The 20256-nt window shown below is 59.4% G+C and carries 16 protein-coding genes, 1 tRNA gene and 2 pseudogenes; 9 read left to right on the top strand and 10 right to left on the bottom strand.

Features of this window, described 5'->3' with window-relative positions; translation table 11 throughout:
* Positions 1 to 18: 18 nt before the first annotated feature.
* A complete protein-coding gene (gene metE / locus JFT66_RS23250) occupies positions 19 to 2307 on the bottom strand; it encodes a 5-methyltetrahydropteroyltriglutamate--homocysteine S-methyltransferase (RefSeq protein ID WP_153872192.1) in 2289 nt (762 codons plus the stop codon).
* Positions 2308 to 2472: 165 nt separating this feature from the next.
* Positions 2473 to 3348 (bottom strand): LysR substrate-binding domain-containing protein, encoded by an 876-nt coding sequence (locus JFT66_RS23245; protein WP_153838335.1) that lies wholly within the window; start codon positions 3346 to 3348, stop codon positions 2473 to 2475.
* A 116-nt stretch (positions 3349 to 3464) separates the two neighbouring features.
* Between JFT66_RS23245 and JFT66_RS23240 the strand changes: the two genes are divergently transcribed.
* From JFT66_RS23240 to JFT66_RS23225, 4 genes are all read left to right on the top strand, one after another.
* Positions 3465 to 4754: an NAD(P)/FAD-dependent oxidoreductase gene (locus JFT66_RS23240; protein ID WP_198860259.1), complete on the top strand. Its 1290-nt coding sequence runs from the start codon at positions 3465 to 3467 to the stop codon at positions 4752 to 4754.
* Positions 4755 to 4773: 19 nt separating this feature from the next.
* Complete coding sequence (locus JFT66_RS23235) at positions 4774 to 5862, top strand: polyamine ABC transporter substrate-binding protein (protein WP_198860258.1); 1089 nt, start codon at positions 4774 to 4776, stop codon at positions 5860 to 5862.
* Between the two features lie 268 nt (positions 5863 to 6130).
* Positions 6131 to 7228: a carboxynorspermidine decarboxylase gene (locus JFT66_RS23230; protein ID WP_153838338.1), complete on the top strand. Its 1098-nt coding sequence runs from the start codon at positions 6131 to 6133 to the stop codon at positions 7226 to 7228.
* Between the two features lie 28 nt (positions 7229 to 7256).
* Positions 7257 to 8501 carry a saccharopine dehydrogenase family protein gene (locus JFT66_RS23225; protein ID WP_198860257.1) on the top strand — a complete coding sequence of 415 codons (1245 nt, stop codon included), beginning with the start codon at positions 7257 to 7259 and terminating at the stop codon, positions 8499 to 8501.
* A gap of 91 nt (positions 8502 to 8592) precedes the next feature.
* Here the strand turns inward: JFT66_RS23225 and JFT66_RS23220 are convergent, their stop codons facing one another.
* Positions 8593 to 10866, bottom strand: coding sequence for a hypothetical protein (locus JFT66_RS23220; protein WP_198860256.1), 2274 nt, complete (start codon positions 10864 to 10866; stop codon positions 8593 to 8595).
* A 51-nt stretch (positions 10867 to 10917) separates the two neighbouring features.
* Positions 10918 to 10992, bottom strand: a tRNA-Lys gene (locus JFT66_RS23215).
* 228 nt (positions 10993 to 11220) lie between these two features.
* Here JFT66_RS23215 and JFT66_RS30295 point away from each other — a divergent pair.
* Positions 11221 to 11394: pseudogene (locus tag JFT66_RS30295) on the top strand (DUF6124 family protein); the annotation flags it as partial.
* A 116-nt stretch (positions 11395 to 11510) separates the two neighbouring features.
* Here the strand turns inward: JFT66_RS30295 and JFT66_RS30055 are convergent.
* The 4 genes and pseudogenes from JFT66_RS30055 to JFT66_RS23195 all read right to left on the bottom strand — a co-directional run.
* Positions 11511 to 11963 (bottom strand): annotated as a pseudogene (locus JFT66_RS30055) (zeta toxin family protein); the annotation flags it as partial.
* Positions 11935 to 12843 (bottom strand): glutaminase B, encoded by a 909-nt coding sequence (gene glsB, locus JFT66_RS23205; protein ID WP_034120059.1) that lies wholly within the window; start codon positions 12841 to 12843, stop codon positions 11935 to 11937. The pseudogene JFT66_RS30055 and the gene glsB, both read right to left, overlap by 29 nt.
* Before the next feature lie 55 nt (positions 12844 to 12898).
* Complete coding sequence (locus JFT66_RS23200) at positions 12899 to 13243, bottom strand: hypothetical protein (protein ID WP_034120062.1); 345 nt, start codon at positions 13241 to 13243, stop codon at positions 12899 to 12901.
* Positions 13244 to 13315: 72 nt separating this feature from the next.
* Positions 13316 to 13726 carry a hypothetical protein gene (locus tag JFT66_RS23195; protein WP_034120063.1) on the bottom strand — a complete coding sequence of 137 codons (411 nt, stop codon included), beginning with the start codon at positions 13724 to 13726 and terminating at the stop codon, positions 13316 to 13318.
* Positions 13727 to 13835: 109 nt separating this feature from the next.
* Here JFT66_RS23195 and JFT66_RS23190 point away from each other — a divergent pair, with 109 nt between their 5' ends.
* Positions 13836 to 14690: an AraC family transcriptional regulator gene (locus JFT66_RS23190; protein ID WP_034120065.1), complete on the top strand. Its 855-nt coding sequence runs from the start codon at positions 13836 to 13838 to the stop codon at positions 14688 to 14690.
* 165 nt (positions 14691 to 14855) lie between these two features.
* Positions 14856 to 15938: an LLM class flavin-dependent oxidoreductase gene (locus JFT66_RS23185; protein WP_198860255.1), complete on the top strand. Its 1083-nt coding sequence runs from the start codon at positions 14856 to 14858 to the stop codon at positions 15936 to 15938.
* 71 nt (positions 15939 to 16009) lie between these two features.
* Here the strand turns inward: JFT66_RS23185 and JFT66_RS23180 are convergent, their stop codons facing one another.
* Both JFT66_RS23180 and JFT66_RS23175 read right to left on the bottom strand, forming a co-directional pair.
* Positions 16010 to 16804: a class II aldolase/adducin family protein gene (locus JFT66_RS23180; RefSeq protein ID WP_153872202.1), complete on the bottom strand. Its 795-nt coding sequence runs from the start codon at positions 16802 to 16804 to the stop codon at positions 16010 to 16012.
* A 106-nt stretch (positions 16805 to 16910) separates the two neighbouring features.
* Positions 16911 to 17816 (bottom strand): LysR family transcriptional regulator, encoded by a 906-nt coding sequence (locus tag JFT66_RS23175; protein ID WP_198860254.1) that lies wholly within the window; start codon positions 17814 to 17816, stop codon positions 16911 to 16913.
* A 213-nt stretch (positions 17817 to 18029) separates the two neighbouring features.
* On the opposite strand from JFT66_RS23175, the gene JFT66_RS23170 reads away from it, so the two are divergent.
* A complete protein-coding gene (locus tag JFT66_RS23170; protein WP_198860253.1) occupies positions 18030 to 18641 on the top strand; it encodes a cysteine dioxygenase in 612 nt (203 codons plus the stop codon).
* A complete protein-coding gene (locus tag JFT66_RS23165) occupies positions 18638 to 20221 on the top strand; it encodes a rhodanese-related sulfurtransferase (RefSeq protein ID WP_198860252.1) in 1584 nt (527 codons plus the stop codon). The genes JFT66_RS23170 and JFT66_RS23165 overlap by 4 nt, the downstream gene beginning before the upstream one ends.
* The last annotated feature ends 35 nt before the right edge of the window (positions 20222 to 20256 follow it).

The raw sequence follows: 20256 nt of genomic DNA, 5'->3' as shown, positions 1-20256 counted from the left end.
CCTCGCTCGGCTCAGGACTCAGGCCAACTCAGCGCGCAGTTGGCGAGCCGCAGTGACCATGTGGATCAATGCCGCTTCCGTTTCCGGCCAACCCCGCGTCTTCAAGCCGCAATCGGGGTTGACCCACAGACGGTTGGCCGGAATCCGCTTGGCGGCCTTGCGCAGCAGGTTGGCCATTTCCGAGGCATCCGGTACCCGTGGCGAGTGGATGTCATACACACCTGGGCCGATGTCGTTCGGGTAAGCGAAGGCTTCGAACGCGTCGAGCAACTCCATATCCGAACGCGAGGTTTCGATGGTAATCACGTCGGCATCCATCGCCGCGATGGACTCGATTACATCGTTGAACTCGCTGTAGCACATATGCGTATGGATCTGGGTTTCGTCACGCACGCCAGAGGCGCACAGGCGGAACACTTCGGTGGCCCAATCCAGATAGTGCTGCCACTGCGCCTGGCGCAACGGCAAGCCCTCACGGAACGCGGCTTCGTCGATCTGCACGATCTTGATGCCGGCGGCTTCCAGGTCCACCACCTCATCACGAATCGCCAGGGCCAATTGCCGGGCTTGCACTTCGCGGCTCACGTCTTCGCGTGGGAACGACCACATCAGCATGGTCACAGGGCCAGTCAGCATGCCCTTCATCACCTTGTCGGTCAGGCCTTGGGCATAGCGGATCCACTCGACCGTCATGGCCTTCGGGCGGCTCAAGTCACCAAAGATCACTGCCGGTTTCACGCAGCGCGAACCGTAGCTCTGTACCCAGCCGAAGCGGGTGAACACATAGCCATCCAGTTGCTCGGCGAAGTACTCGACCATGTCGTTACGCTCGGCCTCACCGTGTACCAGCACATCCAGGCCAAGGTTTTCCTGGACCTCGACGGCGTGCTTGATCTCACTGTGCATGGCTTCGACGTACTCGGCTTCGCTCAACTTGCCGGCCTTGTACGACTGGCGCGCCAGGCGGATCGACGCGGTTTGCGGGAACGAACCGATGGTGGTGGTCGGGAACAACGGCAGGTTCAGGCCGGCCCGTTGTTTCTGGATACGCTGGGCAAACAGTGAGTGACGCTGGCTGTCCTTGGCGCTGATCGCAGCCACTCGGGCTTGCACCGCCGGTTTGTGGATACGCGGCGAAGCGGCACGGGCTGCTTGCACGGCGCGGCTTTCAGCCAAGGCGGCAATAACGTTTGGCGCTTCAGGCTGGTTCACAGCCTGAGCCAGCACCGCCACTTCTTCGCACTTTTGCACGGCAAACGCCAGCCAGCTCTTCAGCTCGGCATCCAGCTTGTCTTCGCGGCCCAGGTCCACCGGGCTATGCAGCAGCGAGCAAGACGGCGCAACCCACAAGCGATCGCCCAACTTCGCATGGGCATGCTGCAAGGTGGCCAGGGCTTTTTCCAGGTCGCAGCGCCACACGTTACGACCGTTGACCACGCCCAGGGACAGCACTTTATACGCCGGCAGGCGGTCGAGGATGGTCGGGTACTGGTCCGGTGCACGCACCAGGTCGATGTGCAGACCGTCCACCGGCAGGTTGGCTGCCAGGCCGAGGTTCTCCTCCAGGCCACCGAAGTAAGTCGCCACCAGCTTTTTCAGCGGGTCACGCTGGATCAGGTTATAGGCACGCTCAAAGGCGTTTTTCCATTCCTGCGGCAAATCGAGCACCAGGATCGGCTCGTCGATCTGCACCCACTCCACGCCCAGGTCCGCCAGGCGCTGGAAGATCTGGCCGTACAGCGGCAACAGGCGCTCGAGCAGGTCGAGCTTGTCGAAATCGCCGCCCTTGGTCTTGCCCAGCCACAGGTAGGTCAGCGGGCCGATGACGACCGGCTTGACGGTGTGGCCGAGGTCACGGGCTTCCTTGACCTCTTCAAACAGTTGGTCCCAACCCAGGTGGAATTGCTGATCGACGCTGAACTCAGGCACCAGATAGTGATAGTTGGTATCGAACCATTTGGTCATCTCCTGGGCGTGGGCACCGCCGCAGCAGTTGTCACTGACGCCACGGGCCATGGCGAACAAGGTGTGCAGCGTGGCCTGGCCATCGGCTGGGCGGAAACGTTCAGGGATTACACCAAACATCAGCGAGTGGGTCAGCACTTGGTCGTACCAGGCGAAATCACCCGCGGGCAACAGCTCAATCCCGGCGTCCTTTTGCAGGGCCCAGTGGGTCTTGCGCAAGTCACGGCCCACGGCACGCAGGCCGGCTTCGTCGAGCTCACCCTTCCAGAACGCTTCCTGCGCTTTTTTCAGTTCACGGTCGCGTCCAATGCGCGGAAATCCAAGAGAATGAGCGACTGCCATGACTTACAACTCCAATAGGTGCGTTTATGGGAGCTATTGTCGACAGACCCTCATAGTGAGACAAACTCATTTTATTCTAGATGATCACAAGATCTACTCATGTTCAGATCAGATGAAACAGTGAACGTACGAACCACGAAATACCCACACACGGCGGCGCCAGCCTCAGTGCTGTGCCTGTCGGCCAAACCATTCCATGACGACAGCACAGCCTGGATGAGAGGCTGCCATCGGTTGCAGGCACAACGCATACACCCCACCCGTTGCCAATGGCTGACCCAAGGGCACCACCAATATGCCCCGGTCAATGGACTCGCTAGCCAACGTCAGGTCTGTCATCGCCACCCCAAGCCCGCGGGCGGCGGCATCCAATGCCAGCTCATCGAGGTTGAAAGGGAGATGCCGGTAATCGTCCAAGGTCCCGGCGCTGTGGGCGGCCAGCCATACGCGCCAGTCATGTTTGTCGACTGAACGATGCAGCAGCGTCTGCCGCAACAGGTCTTCCATTGTGGCCATTGCCCCCAGGCCAGGCGCGCACACCGGCACCAGTTGCTCCTCGAATAACGTCAGGCAGGCCGAGTCGTTCGGCGGCTGGGGCAGGTACTGGATGTAAGCGTCGCTGTCGCTGGCAGGCTCGACGACTTCGGTGGCGACGGTTTCGATCGCCAGGGAGGTATCCGGGTGCAACCGATAAAAATCGCTCAGCCTAGGCAGCAGCCAGCGCACAGCCAATGACACGTGCAGGCGAATGCGGAATGGGCGCTTGTACGGTGAGATCCGGTCTTCCAGCGTCTTCAGTTGCGCCAGGATATTGCGCGCGCTGGCCAGTACCTGCTCACCTTCGGCGGTGAGGCGCAGGCTACGACTGGTGCGGGCCAACAACGGCATGCCGAAATGGCTCTCCAATTGTTGTACCTGGCGACTGACCGCGCTCTGGGTCAGGCACAACGTCTGTGCGGCTTGGGTGAAGCTGCCGCTGTCGCTGACCGCAACCAACGCCTGCAAGCCCTGCAGCGAGGGTACATGACGAACCTTATCCATGCGTTTTCCAAATAGCTGGATGATTTTATAACGTTGGTTGTATCACCCAACCCCCTATAGATTCTAGCCATCGCCTTAAATCATCCATGCGAACAGCGCATGTAACCGAGGTCACCGTGGAAAATATCTGTGGCTGGATAGCCCAAACCGACCCCCTACCCGCCCGCAGCACCTTACAAGGCGCGCAACTGGCAGACTGGCTGGTAATCGGCGCCGGCATCACGGGGCTGTGTGCCGCTCATAGCCTGGCGGAAAAACACCCCGACGCCCGCATCGTCATCGTCGATCGCCAGTGTGCGGCGCAAGGTGCCTCAGCCCGTAACTCGGGGTTTGTGGTGGCCCACGAACATCCGGCCGACAACGAATTGATGGGGCGACCGGGCTACGCCGGCTTTGAGGTGGACACTGCCATCGCCCGAGCCGCCAGCGACGAAGTGCGCCAGCGCATCGCTCGCCACGGCATCCACTGCGACTTTCGCGACAATGGCTACTTCTTCGCCGTGCATGATGCCGACAAGCTCAACCAGGTCGACGCCAAGCTCGCCACCCTGCGCGCCCTCGGTGCGCAGGCGCAGTTCCTGCAAGGCGACGACCTGCGGCACACGCTTGGCACCGCGCACTACCAGGCGGGGATTTGGTGCGGCGCGGGCAACGCCTTGCTGCAACCGGCCAAATACGTGAAGGGCTTGCTGGAGGCATTGCCGGCGAATGTCACCCTGTATGAGAACACCGCCATCACCGGCCTGGAGCGCATGACCAACGGTGCCCTTCGCGCCACAAGCCCTAGCGGGCATATTGAAGCCCGCCAAGTACTGGTGTGCCTGAACGCCTTTATCCCCCGCGTCGGCTTGGACAACAGTGCCACCTTCCCCATGGAACTCAGCGCCAGCCTCACCCGCCCGCTGACGGAAAAAGAATGCGCCGCCGAACCTTGGGGTGTGTTGTCAACACGTCCGCTCGGGGCCACCGTGCGCCTGACCCCAGACCGTCGTGTGATGATCCGCAACACCGCCGAATACCGCACACGCGACTTGTCAAACCGCGACTTGCTTGAGCGCCGTCACCACCATGTGCGGGGCTTGCAATGTCGCTTCCCCTGGCTCACCGAGCAGGACATTCACTACACCTGGACCGGTCACCTGAGCGCATCACGCTCCGGCCAACCCTACTTCGCCCAGGTGCAAAACAACCTGTATGCCATCGCCGGCTGCAACGGCTCCGGCGTCGCGCGAGGCACCTTGTGGGGCCGGTTGTTGGCCGAGTGGGCCAGTGGTGAACGCTCGCCCTTGCTGCAATCGGTCATCCAGCGTGCGCAACCCGGCTGGTTGCCACCGCGCCCCTTGTTCGACCTCGGTGCCCTGCTGCGCATGCGCGTCGAAGCCGTACGCGCCCGTTCAGAAATCTAAAACAAAAAAGGTGAATGCAATGCCCATCAAGCGATTGTCCGTGGCCTTCATGCTCAGCGCATTTTCTGTGGCCAGTCACGCCGCCGAAGACGTGAACATCTCCAACTGGAACGGCTATATCGCCGACGACACTCTCTTGAGCTTTACCCAGGCCACCGGAATCAAGGCCACCTACGACATCCATGACAGCAACGAAGTGCTGGAGTCGAAGCTGATGACGGGCAATACCGGCTACGATGTGGTCAGCCCGTCGAACCATTTTCTGTCGCGCCTGATCAAAGCCGGGGCCATCCAGAAACTGGATCGCAGCCAGTTGCCCAATTGGAAAAACCTCAATCCGGTATTGATGAAAAAACTTGAGGCCAACGACCCCGACAACCAATACGGTTTCCCGTATATGTGGGGCACAGCCGGCATCGGTTACAACGTCGAGAAGATCAAGGCGATTTTCGGCAATACCGATGTGACCCGTTCCTGGAAAATGTTCTTCGATGAGGACACCATCAAGAAGCTCAGCACCTGTGGCGTGGCGATCATCGACAACCCCACGCAGATCCTGCCCATTACCCTCAACTACCTGGGCCTGCCCCACCACAGCCATGAACCGGGCGACTATAAAAAAGCCGAGCAGGCACTGTTGAAGATCCGCCCCTATGTGCAGTATTTCCACGCGTCCAAGTACATCAGCGACCTGGCCAACGGCAACATCTGCGCAGTCATCGGTTTCAACGGCGATGTGGTGCAAGCCGCCACCAGCGCCAAAGAGGCTAAAAACGGTATCGAGATCGCCTACTCCATCCCCGAAGAAGGCACGACGCTATGGCTGGACATGGTCGTAATGCCAAAGGCCGCACCCCATGAAAAGAACGCCTACGCCTACATGAACTACCTGCTGGACCCTAAGGTAATCGCCAACATCAGTAACAGCATCCACTACGCCAACCCCAACAGCGCAGCAGATGAATTCCTCACCCCAGCGGTAAAACAGGACCCGGCGATCTACCCACCGAGCAGTGTGATGGACAAGCTGTTTATCGTCGAAGACCTGCCACCGGCCATAGCCCGGCTGGCGACCCGGCTGTGGACCAAGTTGAAGACCAATACTTAAGCGCATCCTTCGCTGGGCACAATCAATCCGCTGCGATAACAGTGGGTCAAGCGACCGCCAAACTGACGGTACCCATGCGCCCACTCTCACCTCTCGTCGCCCCAACCTGGTTCCCTGCCCCGGGGGGCTCATCCTACTGACGGCCTGTCATACTCACAGGCCAGATTAAACGCGGCGCGCAAAATCCGCCCACTAACCTTTCGATCTGTTCCAAGTGCGGGCACAATGCGTGTCCTTTTTTGGCAGGCACCGCCGCAGGCTCTCAAAAATGATCAAAACGCCGTACTACCTCATCGATAAACAGAAGCTTCTGGTCAATATGCAGAAGATTGCCTACGTGCGCGAACAGTCCGGCGCCAAGGCTTTGCTGGCACTCAAGTGCTTTGCCACCTGGTCGGTGTTCGACCTGATGCAGCAATACATGGACGGCACCACCTCGTCGTCGCTGTACGAGTTGAAGCTCGGTCGCCAGAAATTCGAAGGTGAAGCGCACGCCTACAGCGTGGCCTGGGCCGACGATGAAATCGAAGAGATGCTGGAGAACTGCGACAAGATCATCTTCAACTCCATCAGCCAACTCAAGCGTTTTGCCGAGCGCTCCGAAGGCAAGACCCGTGGCCTGCGTGTGAACCCACAGGTGAGCAGCTCCGACTACCTGCTGGCCGACCCGGCGCGCCCGTTCAGCCGCCTGGGCGAGTGGGACCCGGTGAAGATCGACGGCGTGATCGATCAAATCTCCGGCTTCATGTTCCACAACAACTGCGAAAACGGCGACTTCAGCCTGTTCGACAAGATGCTCGGCACCATCGAGGAGCGCTTCGGTGAGCTGCTGCACAAGGTCAAGTGGGTCAGCCTCGGCGGCGGCATCCACTTTACCGGTGAAGGCTACGCGCTGGATGCATTTTGCGCGCGTTTGAAGGCGTTCTCCGAGAAGTACGGCGTGCAGGTGTACCTGGAACCCGGCGAAGCGGCGATCACCAACAGCGCCTCCCTGGAAGTCACCGTGCTCGACACGCTCTACAACGGCAAGAACCTCGCCGTGGTAGACAGCTCCATCGAAGCCCACCTGCTGGACCTGCTGATCTATCGCCTCAATGCCAAGCTGGCGCCAAGCGAGGGTGAACACACCTACATGGTGTGCGGCAAATCCTGCCTGGCTGGGGACATCTTCGGCGAGTATCAATTCGATCGTCCGCTGGCCATCGGCGATCGGCTGTCGTTCATCGACACCGCGGGCTACACCATGGTCAAGAAAAATTGGTTCAACGGCCTGAAAATGCCGTCCATCGTAGTGAAACAACTCGACGGTACAGTCGAAGTGGTTCGTGAATTTGGTTACGACGACTACCTGTCCAGCCTTTCGTAAGCTGGCGGATATAGGAGAAATAAAGCAATTGAAAAAGAACGTTCTTATCATTGGTGCAGGAGGTGTCGCCAAGGTGGTGGCCCACAAGTGCGCGCAGCACAACGACGAACTCGGTCGTATTGCTATCGCGTCGCGCAACATCTCCAAATGCCAGGCCATCATCGACAGCGTCAAGGCCAAGGGTAGCCTCAAGGTACCCGCCGATATCCAGGCCTTTGCGCTGAACGCCCTGGACGTGGAAGCGACCAAGGCCCTGATCCGCGAGACCGAGTCGCAGATCGTCATCAACGTCGGTTCCGCCTTCCTCAACATGTCGGTACTGCGTGCCTGCATCGATACAGGCGTGGCCTACCTCGACACCGCCATCCACGAAGAGCCGGGCAAGGTCTGCGAGACCCCGCCGTGGTACGGCAACTACGAATGGAACCACCTGCAAGAGTGCAAACAGAAGAACATCACTGCCATCCTTGGCGCGGGCTTCGACCCAGGTGTCGTCAACGCGTACGCCGCGCTGGCGCAGCAACAGCATTTCGACCGCATTGATTCGATCGACATTCTCGACGTCAATGCCGGCTCCCATGGCAAATACTTCGCCACCAATTTCGATCCGGAAATCAACTTCCGCGAATTCACCGGGCAGGTGTGGAGCTGGCAGAACAGCCAGTGGACCAGCAACACCATGTTCGAAGTCAAACGCACCGACGACCTGCCGGTAGTCGGTTCGCAGAACCTCTACCTCACCGGCCACGATGAAGTGCACTCGCTGTCGAAAAACCTCGACGTGCCCAACGTGCGTTTCTGGATGAGCTTCGGCGAACACTACATCAATGTGTTCACCGTGTTGAAGAACCTTGGCCTGCTCTCCGAAAAGCCGGTCAAGACCGCCGAAGGCCTGGAAGTAATTCCGTTGAAAGTGGTCAAGGCCGTGCTGCCCGACCCGTCTTCGCTGGCCCCGGGCTATACCGGCAAGACCTGCATCGGCGACCTGGTCAAAGGCACCAAGAACGGCCAGCCGCACGAGATGTTCATCTACAACGTGGCGTGCCATGAAGAAGCCTTCGCCGAGACCGACAGCCAGGGCATCTCCTACACCGCAGGCGTGCCCCCGGTGGCCGCTGCGCTGCTGGTTGCGCGTGGTGAGTGGGATGTGAAGCACATGGCCAACGTCGAGGAGCTGCCGGCAGAGCCGTTCCTCAAGGCGCTGGATGTGATGGGGTTGCCGACTCGGATCAAAGACGAGCACGGTGATCGTGCCTGGGATGCGATTGCCTGATAGGCGATAGCTGACCGGACAAAAAAATGCGCCCTCAGGGGCGCATTTTTTGTTGGAGCCTATAGAGACTCTTCAGAACAACGAAGCGGGACTACTGCTCAATCGCCCGGCTTGAAGCAACGTCCTGCGGTGGCAGTAACCAATGCCGTGTGGCTGTCCATCCCAGAAAGACTCTCGCGCCATCCTCAGTTGGCGCGTGCTGGGGCAACACTTCGCCGCCGCAAGCCTTGCGCAAGCCACTCATTAGCGGAAGAAATCTCTCTTGAAAGACCACTGGCTGTGTGGCGAAATAAGCCTCGACTGACGCCAAGGCATCTCTGCGCTCACACTCGTCAAGCATCGCCAGGTAGAACACCATCTGGCGCCAGGCATAGGCCGTATTTTTGAGCATTATCAACCGCGCATGATAGTGTTCAATTCGCATCTGATGCCGTTTGCAAACCCACTCAAAACACGCCTGCACCATGCTGCCCAGTCTAGGCTGCAGCAAAACCTTCAACCCAAGCTCTTCAAACAGTAGCGCAAGGTTCTGCGTAGTTAAAATTTGCTGCTGCTCAAGAATGGTGCCGTTGGTAGCCGGGTGCCACGTACCCAGCTCAGCCCCTGCACGCTTTGCGCACAACGTCGCGAAGGCATCGCTTGCAACTCGTGCACGTCGTCGCCCTCTGGCAACAAGGCTCGCCAGCTCATCGGTATCAATGTCGTAATAGCGTGCGTAAAGCGAACCTGCTATCACCCGGCCCGTTCGTCTGGCGGCATCGGCAAACTTATCGGAAAACTTACCCATGAAGATATCTGCAGCAACCTCTTCCACAAAGAGCAGGTCCAGCTCCGCAGTGTCCGCCAGTGTTGAATATTCCTGGAGAAGCTTGTTAGGCAGGATGGCGTATGGGAAAGCAGAAAGCGTCAATGCCGATGACTCAACCAGCGTCTGCTTGGCAGCTCCCGCCACCAGAGCACCGGGCTGGCGGTCGCCTTCAATTACGGCAACCCAAGGCAACTCACTGAGGCCAACCTGACGCTCAAGGTTCAGCAGTAATAACGAACGCCGCCGGCGGAACGCACGATAGGTAGAGGCGTAGACCATTCTAAGCGCTTCGTCGCGCAACCCCGAGCTACTCAGTTGCGCTGTCATTGCGGACAGCACCCGCGCGACGGTATCACCTGAAGTAATCAGCCCATGCTCAATCAACTCGCTAATCGTCCCACTCCGGCATCGCTGAAGACGGCGCAGGATCGCCGCGGGTATGGCTGTGCCCTCACTCAGCCCAAACGCCAATGCCTCCTCAGCGGTGATCGGCGCTGCCAAATCAGCAAAATCCGAGAGACCACTTTGCGCGGGATACGCTGAGAGACGCCTCGCCACAATACGAGCAATGAGGTGATGCTCTGGCCTCGCCACCTGACTAAGTTGATTCGCACGCAACGCAAGGTGAGAGGCTGAATCCGGATCGCCATGCTTTCGCACAAAATCATCGACGATTTGCCGTATGCGACCGACTTGACGCCCGGTGAGCGATTCCGCGTCGCGGGAGCATTGACCAAGTAAAGAAAACAGTTCCTCCACGCGATCCGAAGAGCGCCTGTCGATACCAAGCCGCTTAAAATCCACCTCTAACTCGGCCGCCAGCTCGCGCCACCCACTCGGGTAATTACGGCATGGCCAGCCAGCCACATAGGTCAGGAGGAAATGCGAAACAGCTGAATCATAAAGCGGTAAACGCGTTTCGATCGTCTGTTTCTGCACAACGATCTGAGCCTGGGAAGGCAAGGATGAAAGCAACTGCTTAATCTCGCCAGCGTCCACAATGTGAACCTGCGCTGCTGAGATCGGCAACTGCGTAGAGATCGACGGAAAAAACCGCAGTCGGTCAAAGAAGGGCCCAATCACGTCTATCAGCGCTCGAGCCTGCTCGGTGCGCTGCTGCCCTACTAGCCAAGCTACTGTCAGCAACGCGGCCTCTTCCGGCACATCGACCGCATAATCACAACGGGCTAAACGTGAGTGCAGGGACTCAAGGCCGTCATCCGTGAGATGCCAGGCATTGATATCGAGTCGTTCAAAGCCTGGACGAATACCTGGAATAGAGACGGCCAGTTCACGCTCATACTCCGTCAGCTCTCCACCTGCCGACAGATTGCCGGTAGCAAAGCCCCCCGTAACGACTTCCAGCGTAACCCATGCAGGAATCTCAGCAACCGGTGTGCGCGAGCCATACTCGACGCAGCCTTGCAGCAGGTTCCCAATGACCTGTTGCCAGCGTGAGATACGTCTGCGGGAGTTGAAGCGAGCGACTGGGCCGCAATCCAAATCGTGCGCGAGCAGCGCTTTCGCCAGTTGGAAGACCGCATAACCTGCGTCCATGCTAGTCACTCCGTGTGATCTGGAGGTGTTCCCAGATTGCGTGGTATGTGATGGGTCCGGAGGCTGGATTCGAACCAGCGCCCACCCGGTTAAGAGCCGAGTGTTCTACCGCTGAACTACTCCGGAACAGAGGGCGCATTGTCGAGCAACACCTGAAGAATGTGAAGGGTCATGATCTTCCTTAAGCTTTAACTGACAACGCTGTGCTTTTCTCCCACCTGCATCATCGAATCTGCCTCTGAATGACTACAGGTTTCGTTGTTGCATAGGATGCGGAGGTTCCATATAGACACCAGCGTGGCGTGGCAGAACCCTGCTGGGTCGGTTGACGACCAGAACAGTCTACAACTGTCCACACTCACAGATTACGCCTCCCAGGACCTGACGCTCATCTGCGAAATCGCCAACCACATGGCCTTTGAAAGCGACGGATCGCAGCGCAATGTCGCGCTGGGCATTTGCCGAATGCTAGGAGGCGTGCAGTTGCTGGTGGACAAGGCCCTGAACGTAGCCAACCCAGCCGTTTGACGATCGTTCCAACGCCTGAGATGGACGAGATAAAGCGCCTGAGCTATCTTCGAGCACTCTATCGAAAGCCCGCAACAGGAAGTTACCGCTTGAGCACGCCGCACCTTCGTCCTCTGCGAATTGTCGAAGATATAAGTTCGATTTGACAGCAATATTGCCTTGGAAAGATTTTCCAAGGAACGCTTATAACGGGATCGAATCTTGTCTGCTGGGACGTCATGCCCTCCCATGGAGGTCCTGTAAGCGACCCTGGCGACGTTGATGTCGGTATCTGCCGTAGCGACGTAGTAAACGTAGACCCGATAACCTGCGGCTTTCGCATGTCGCAGCAGCTCAATTTTGCTGCTATCCGACATAACGGTTTCAAAAGTGAAACTCACACGCTCCTCAATCAGAGAAACGCGAATAAAGTCAGATAGAACAGAAGCGATATAGGAATCAACGTGTCGTGAAGGAAAGGTGATCTGACCACCCTCTACAATGAGATCGTCCAACTTGGCAAGTGAGTCAGGAAATTTTAAAAGTAACGTATGGAATCGCTCAAAACACCGACCACCCAATCCGCTCACTCAACAACTCCAACGCCTTCATCCCTGCCAGCGAGTTCCCCGCTGCGTTCAACTCCGGCGACCACACGCACACCGTAAACTGCCCCGGCACTACCGCAACAATCCCGCCACCTACCCCGCTCTTGCCCGGCAACCCCACGCGGTAGGCAAAATTGCCCGCTTCGTCATACAGCCCGCTGGTGGCCATGATCGAGTTCACCTGTTTGGTCTGGCGCGGCGTCAAGATCTGCTCGCCACTGTGAGCACTCACGCCTTCGTTGGCCAGGAAGCTGAAGGCCCGGGCCAGGTCCAGGCAGCTCATCTGCAACGCGCAGTAGTTGAAGTAGCTGTGCAGCACAGCGTCCACATCGTTATGGAAATTGCCGAACGACTTCATCAGGTAGGCCATGGCCGCGTTGCGCGCACCGTGCTGCGCTTCAGAGTCGGCAACCACGCTGTTGACCAGGATCAGCGGGTTGCCCGACAGGCGCCGCACAAAGTCGCGCATCGACAGAATCGGCACCGCAAAGCGCGATTGGTTGATGTCGCAGATCACCAAGGCGCCGGCATTGATAAACGGGTTGCGCGGGCGGCCACGTTCGAATTCCAGTTGCACCATGGAGTTGAACGGCTGCCCCGACGGTTCATGGCCCAGGCGTTCCCAGATGCTTTCGCCGCCGTGGTCGATGGCCTGCACCAGGCTGAAGACCTTGGAGATGCTTTGCACCGAGAACAGCGTGTCGGCGTCACCGGCGCAGTAGGCCGCGCCGTCGTTGCCGTATACGGCGATACCGAGTTGATTGGCGGGTACGTCGGCCAGCGCGGGGATGTAGTCGGCGACTTTGCCGAGGCCGATCAGGGGGCGCACTTCGTCGAGGATCGACTCCAGCAGCGCCTGCATATCTTGTCCTGTCATCGTTGTTTGAATCAGTGAAAAACCAGGCGCGGAGGATACTTCAATGGGCGCGCAAGACCCACACAATCTCTACCACCCGCTCGGCAATCACCACATACGCCAGGATCAACAACAGTTGCAGCGCCAAGTGGTAACGCAACTTGGCCAGGCGCCGAATGCCGTCGCTGATATTCAATAACATCAACAGCGTCGACAGGATAATCAGCCCCCAACCGGCGACGTTGGAGGCAAATACCCCAATGAATAACGCTTGCTGCCCCACCAGCGTATTGGTCCCCGCCGCGAACAACAGCGCGCACACCAGCAGGTTCTTCACGTTGTCGAAAATCTGTGTGCTCAGGTCGTTTTCCAACAACGCCATATACCGTGTCCATAACGTGCGCATGCTTGAGTACCGAGTGGGAAGGCTCGTCAATCAAGGTAGTTCAATTGTGGACGCTGTCGAGTTTGACCAGGCTTAGAAATACGCCACATCCGAGACCTGCTCATCCAGCACATCCTCGGCCAGCGCCCAGGCGCGGTCCCTGGACTCCACCACCAGCAGTGGGTAACCCCAGGCCTTGCCGAACGTGACGGCAAATGGCTTGAGGGCCAGGCGCTTGGCGGCGCTGGGTTCGACCTGGATCATGCCTTTGACATAGGCACGCAGGGCCGCCTTGTGTTTCTTCATCCAGATCGAGGCGTGTTTGCGCTCTTCATGGGAATGCTCGTGATTGTTCTCGTCCACGGCTTTTTCATGCAGCAGCACGAAAGGCTGCTCACGGGCCAACAGGCGCTCGAAGATCAGGAAAGCATCCTCCGGCCCGCCTTCATTGGGCGCGTCAAAGACGATTTTCACCACGGGAAAAGTTGAACTGTCGAGTCGCATGGCCAAGCTCCTTGGATGAGATTAGTTCTCATCATAAAGATCAAGGTGCTAGACGGCATTGCACAGAATAGCCAGAATATTTCGCAAACCAGCCAAGGCAGTCAGCACCATGGTTCATCACCGCCTCGACCAACACGACCCCAGCCGGGTTCGCGACGCCGCTGCGATCCCGCGCCCGGTGGTTGCCGTGGGAGCCTCGAGTACCTCCGAGCGCTGGGAACATACGCCGCACCACCATCAGCACGGGCAACTGATCTACACCTTGCGCGGGGTGGTGCATTGTGTGATCGAGGCCGGCATCTGGATCGTGCCGCCGCAGTGCGCATTGTGGATCCCTGGCGGCGTGTCCCACGCGGCACGGGGTGCCGGCGAGGCGGACGTGTATTGCTTGTTGATCGATCCAGACGCCGCCAGCGCCCTGCCCCAACAATGTTGCACCCTGTCGGTGTCGCCACTGCTGCACGCGTTGATCGGCAAGGCTGTCAGCTTCCCGCAACTCTATGACGAAGACGGCGCCCAGGGTCGACTGGTGGCGACATTGCTGGATGAACTGGCCGAGGCGCCGATCGAAGCCCTGCATTTGCCGATACCTAAAGACCCCCGCTTGACGCGACTGGCCGATAGCTTGCTGGCCAACCCCGGCGACAAATCCACCTTGAGCGAGTGGGCCGTGCGCATCGGCATGAGCGAACGCAGCATGACTCGCCTGCTGCTGGAGCAGATCGGTTTGAGCTTCGGTCGCTGGCGCCGGCAGCTGCATGTGATCCTCTCACTGCAACGCATGGCCAACGGCGAAAGCGTGCAGACCGTGGCGCTGGACCTGGGCTATGAAAATGCCAGCGGCTTTATCACCATGTTCCGCAAAGCGATGGGCCAACCGCCGGCGCGCTACCTGGCGGACCGCATGGGCGCACCCCATCATGAAGCGCAACCCGGTATCGCAATGCGTGAGACCACTGATTAAATGCAAATTACTGATATTTAGTAAAACTATTCATTTTATTTTTTAATAATTAGGTTAGAACCAATCGGCATTTTACAGGCTTGGCCGCTGGCCCTACTTTCACGCTTACGGACCGACCCCCTGCCCGGTGGAGGCTTGTTTACCGACCTCGACAAGGACCTGACCATGAGCATTGAATTCATCGGCTATATCGGCGGCCACCACGCCTCGGAAATCCACCCTCGCAGCGGCCCGAGCCTGCAACCGGACTACGTCGAAAGCGTAGCGCGGGCTCACGAAGCGGCGGGGTTCGACCGCGCCTTGGTAGCCTTCCACTCCAATAGTCCGGACAGCACGCTGATCGCGGCCCATGCGGCCAGCGTCACCACCACACTGCAATTTCTTATCGCCCACCGCCCAGGGTTTGCCCAACCCACATTGGCTGCGCGCCAGTTCGCTACGCTGGATGTGTTCAACGGTGGGCGTACCGCCGTGCACATCATCACCGGTGGCGATGACAAGGAACTGCGTGGGGATGGCAGCCATATCGGCAAGGACGAACGCTATGCGCGCACCGACGAATACCTGAGCGTCGTGCGCCAGGAATGGACCAGTGAGCAGCCTTTCGATTTTTCCGGCACTTACTACCAGGTGGAAGGCGCGCACTCCACGGTGAAGTCGCCGCAACAGCCGCATATCCCGCTGTATTTCGGCGGTTCTTCAGCAGCGGCGATTGCCGTGGCCGGCAAGCACGCGGATGTATATGCACTGTGGGGTGAAACCTATGAACAAGTGCGCGAAGTGGTGACCCAGGTGCGTGCCGAAGCCGCCAGGCATGGGCGCACGATTCGCTTCAGCCTGTCGTTGCGGCCGATCCTCGCCGACACCGAGGAACTGGCATGGCAGCGTGCCGAGCAGATTTTGCAGCAAGCCACGGCACTGGCCGAGAAGAGTGGCTTTGTGCGCCGCGAACCGCCGAATGAAGGCTCGCGGCGGTTGCTGGCAGCGGCGGCGCAGGGGTCGCGGCTGGATAAGCGCCTGTGGACCGGGATTGCCGGGCTGCTCGGGGCGCAGGGTAATTCCACCTCGCTGGTGGGCACCGCTGAGCAGGTCGCGCAAGCGCTGTTGGATTACTACGATTTGGGGATTACTACTTTCCTGATTCGTGGGTTTGACCCGCTCAATGATGCGATTGACTACGGCAAGAAGCTGATTCCCCTCACCCGCCAGTTGGTCGCCGAACGGGAGCAGGCTCAACAAGTGGCTTAAGAACACAGCAGGTCGAAAAATGTGGGAGGGGGCTTTCCCCCTCCCACATTTGCTTTGCTGTGAATTCAGGATCAGTTTTTGTAGTCGGTATCGGTACGCTCCAACTGGCGCACCAACGCATTCCAATGCCGCGCCACGCCCGGCCCTTCCCCATTGCTGAACACCTTGGCCTGCTGCTCGACCTTGGCCACCACCTCTGCCGGCGGAAAGATCAACTCGGCATTCCCCGCCGCCTGCGCGGCGATCTGGATATTGCAGGCCCGCTCCAGGCTTTGCAGTTGCTGGAAGGCGTGCTCGACACTGACGCCTGCGGTCAACAAGCCATGGTTACGCAAGATCATCACGCTCTTGTCGCCCAGGTCGGCCACCAGACGCTCCCGTTCGTCCAGGTCCAGGGCCACGCCTTCGTAACCGTGATAGGCCACGCGCCCCGAGAATGCGATGGCATGCTGGGAAATCGGCAGCAAGCCGTCCTTCTGCGCCGACACCGCAATGCCGTCGCGGGTATGGGTGTGCAGCACCGCTTGCAAGTCATGGCGTGCGCCGTGGATGGCGCTGTGGATCACGTAGCCGGCGTAGTTGATCCCCAGGCCAGTGGGGTCGTCGACGAGGGTGCCGTCGAGGTCGACCTTGACCAGATTGGAGGCAGTAATTTCATCGAACAACAACCCGAAGCCGTTGATCAGGAAATGCTCGTCGGGGCCCGGTACACGGGCGGAAAAGTGGGTGTAGATGTGATCGGTCCACTTGTACAAGGCCGCCAAGCGGTAGGCGGCGGCCAGTTTTACGCGCACCTCCCATTCCTCTGGCGTGACGCGCTGGCGGACGGTATTGGAAACACTGGATAGCGAGGTGACGCTGCTCATGGCAAATCTTCCTGGATGGCCTTAAGGACTCCAGGCCAGCCTAGGGGAAGCAAAAAAATAATAAAAAGCACATTTTAATCTAAGCTAATTATTATTTTTTTTCATATCACGCCACCTTGCGTATCTTGTGCAAAGAATCTGCCACCCACTGACCAAACGCATCCACCGGCCCTTGCAGGTTGCCGAGAAAATGCGGGTAGATCAGCCAGAGATCCATCACCGGCTTGAAGTCCTTGAGCGGCATCGCCGCCAGTTGCTCGCGATGGGCACTGCGCTCCAGCAACGGGCGCGGCACCAGGCCAAGGCCCAGTCCATCCGCCACCAAACCCAATTGCAGTTCGGTGCCGAAGGTTTCCAGGTTCACCCGCAACACCAGGCCCTGGTCAGACAAGGTGCGCTGCAACCCGGCACGAAAGCCGCAACCGTCCGGGTTGAGGATCCAGCCGTTCTGGTACACATCCGCCAGCTTGCACGGCTTCTTCGGCAGTTGCGCCTTGGCACAGACCACCACCAGCTCCATCTTGCCAATGGACTCACCGACGATGTTGTCGGGGAAGATCTTGCCTGCCGGAAACAACGCCACCGCCGCATCCAGCTCGCCGCGTTCGATCTTGCCGACCAATTGGCTGCCCCAGCCGGTGGCGACCTGGGCGCGCAGGTCGGTGTATTCAGTGCGCAAGTGCTTGAGCGCGTCCAGCAGGACTACATCGCCGATGGTCTGCGGTACGCCCAGACGCAACACGCCGGTGGGCGGCGCATCGGTGGCCACCAGTTCGCGCAGGGCGTCCATCTCGCGCAGGATCAGCCGGCACTGCTCATAGACGCGGGTGCCGATGAGCGTCGGCTTGAGAGGCTTGGTGTTGCGATCGAACAGCTCGACCCCCAGCGCCTGCTCAAAGTTCTGCACGCGGCGGGTGATGGCCGGCTGGGTCAGTTGCAACGACTCGGCGGCGTGGCTGATGGACTGGCAACGAATCACTTCGACAAAGGCATCGATATCGTCAATTTTCATTTGGCCCGCACATAGAGAACAGTCATTAAGATGTGCGTGAAGCATAGTTGCCGCACACCGGTCTGGATAGCCCGTGCTGTGATCGATAACGTCTAACGCTATTCATACCCGTTCTAAATTACCTTCGGCTATAAGCTAATCATTAAAAAATAGCATATTAACTATAAACATTATGCTTATATGAGCTTATCAAAACAGCCCGATGGAATGGTCATGACCCAGGCCCGACACCCCGAGAGACTCAGAGCCTTCATAGGCGCCCTGGCGGAATTGATCGACGCCAACCCGCGTGAAGGCGACCTGCTACACCGTGGCGGCAAGCTGCTGGCGCAACTGGTCAGCCATGATGACTGGCTCCCCGACGAATTCGCCCAGCCCAACCCCGAGCGTTACCAGCAATTTCTGCTGCATGCCGATTCGCGCCAGCGTTTCAGCCTTGTCAGCTTTGTGTGGGGGCCGGGGCAAAGCACGCCGATTCATGACCATCGGGTGTGGGGCCTGATCGGCATGTTGCGCGGCTCGGAGTTTTCCCAAGGCTTTGCCCGTGCGCCAGATGGCAGCCTGTTGGCCGAAGGCAAGCCCATTCAACTGCTGCCGGGCCAGGTCGAGGCGGTGTCGCCCAAGATTGGCGATATTCATCAGGTCAGCAATGCCCACAGCGATCAGGTATCCATCAGCATTCATGTGTACGGCGCCAATATCGGTGCGGTGCGCCGTGCGGTGTATCAGCCCGACGGCAGCGAAAAACAGTTTATCTCTGGTTATTCGAACGCCTATCTCCCGAACATCTGGGACTTGTCCAAAGAAAAGAGCCCTGCCCTATGACCACCGTATCGACCCGCAGCTTTGCCCAGATTCGCCAGGCCCTGTTGGACCATGAAGAAGTCGCGCTGATCGACGTGCGCGAGGAAGCGCCGTTTGCCGAAGCCCACCCGCTGTTCGCCGCCAATATCCCGCTGTCCAAGCTGGAACTGGAGGTGTATTCGCGCATTCCACGCCGCGATACCCAGGTCACCCTGTACGACAACGGTGAAGGGCTGGCCAGCCGCGCCGCCGAACGCTTGGTTGCGCTGGGCTATACCCAGGTGAGTCTGCTTGAGGGTGGGCTGGACGGCTGGCGCCAGGCGGGTGGTGAGCTGTTTATCGACGTCAACGTACCGAGCAAGGCCTTTGGCGAACTGGTGGAGAGCCAGCGCCATACGCCGTCCCTGGCCGCCGAGGAAGTCCAGGCCCTGCTCGACAGCCAGGCCGATGTGGTGGTGCTCGACGCCCGCCGTTTCGACGAATACCAGACCATGAGCATTCCCACCGGCATCAGCGTGCCAGGGGCCGAGTTGGTGTTGCGCGCCCGTGAGCTGGCACCGGACCCGGCCACGCGCATTATTGTCAACTGCGCCGGGCGCACCCGCAGCATTATTGGCACCCAGTCGTTGATCAATGCCGGCGTAGCCAACCCGGTGGCAGCGTTGCGCAACGGCACCATCGGCTGGACCTTGGCCGGGCAAAAACTTGCCCATGGGCAAGCACGCCGTTTTGCGCCGACCTCGGAAAAACATCGCCAACGTGCCGCCGCAGATGCACGCCGTGTGGCCGACAAGGCCCGCGTCGGCCGCGCCACCCTCAATGATCTGCACAGCTGGCAGCAAGACACGACGCGTACCACCTACCTGTTCGATGTGCGCACCCTGGAAGAATTCGAAGCCGGCCACTTGCCCGGCGCACGCTCCACACCGGGCGGGCAACTGGTGCAAGAGACCGATCACGTTGCCAGCGTACGCGGGGCGCGCCTGGTGCTGGTGGATGACGACGGCGTGCGCGCCAATATGTCTGCGTCCTGGCTGGCCCAATTGGGTTGGCAGGTGCACGTGCTGGACGACCTGCAAGCGGCGCATTTCAGCGAACGCGGTGCGTGGGTCGCGCCGGTGCCCCCGCCGCCCCAGGCCGAACTGATCAGCCCCCATACCCTCGCCGACTGGCTCGGCCACGGCGACACTGTGGTGCTGGACTTCACCGCCAGCGCCAATTACGTCAAACGCCATATCCCCGGTGCCTGGTGGGCCCTGCGCGCGCAATTGCCCCAGGCCTTGGCCAAGGTGCCGAGTGCCCAGCGTTACGTACTGACCTGTGGCAGCAGCCAGTTGGCGCGCCTGGCGGTGGCCGAAGTCGAAGCCCTGACCGGCAAGCAGGTGTTCCTGTTGCAGGACGGCACCGCCGGCTGGATCGCCGCGCAACTGCCGCTGGAAGAAGGTGAGACCCACCTGGCCTCCCCGCGTATCGACCGCTACCGCCGCCCCTACGAGGGCACCGACAACCCACGGGAAGCCATGCAGGCTTATCTGGATTGGGAATTCGGCCTGGTCGCGCAGCTGGCCCGCGACGGCACCCATGGTTTCTATGTGATCTGACTCATTGCTGCACCGTTCCCCGGAAATCCGACCCC

Origin of the sequence: Pseudomonas sp. MF6755 (assembly GCF_016405635.1) — a bacterium.
Classification (GTDB): Bacteria; Pseudomonadota; Gammaproteobacteria; order Pseudomonadales; family Pseudomonadaceae; genus Aquipseudomonas; species Aquipseudomonas haemolytica.
Note: the sequence above shows the minus strand (reverse complement) of the source record. Positions and strands in the feature narration are given on the sequence as shown.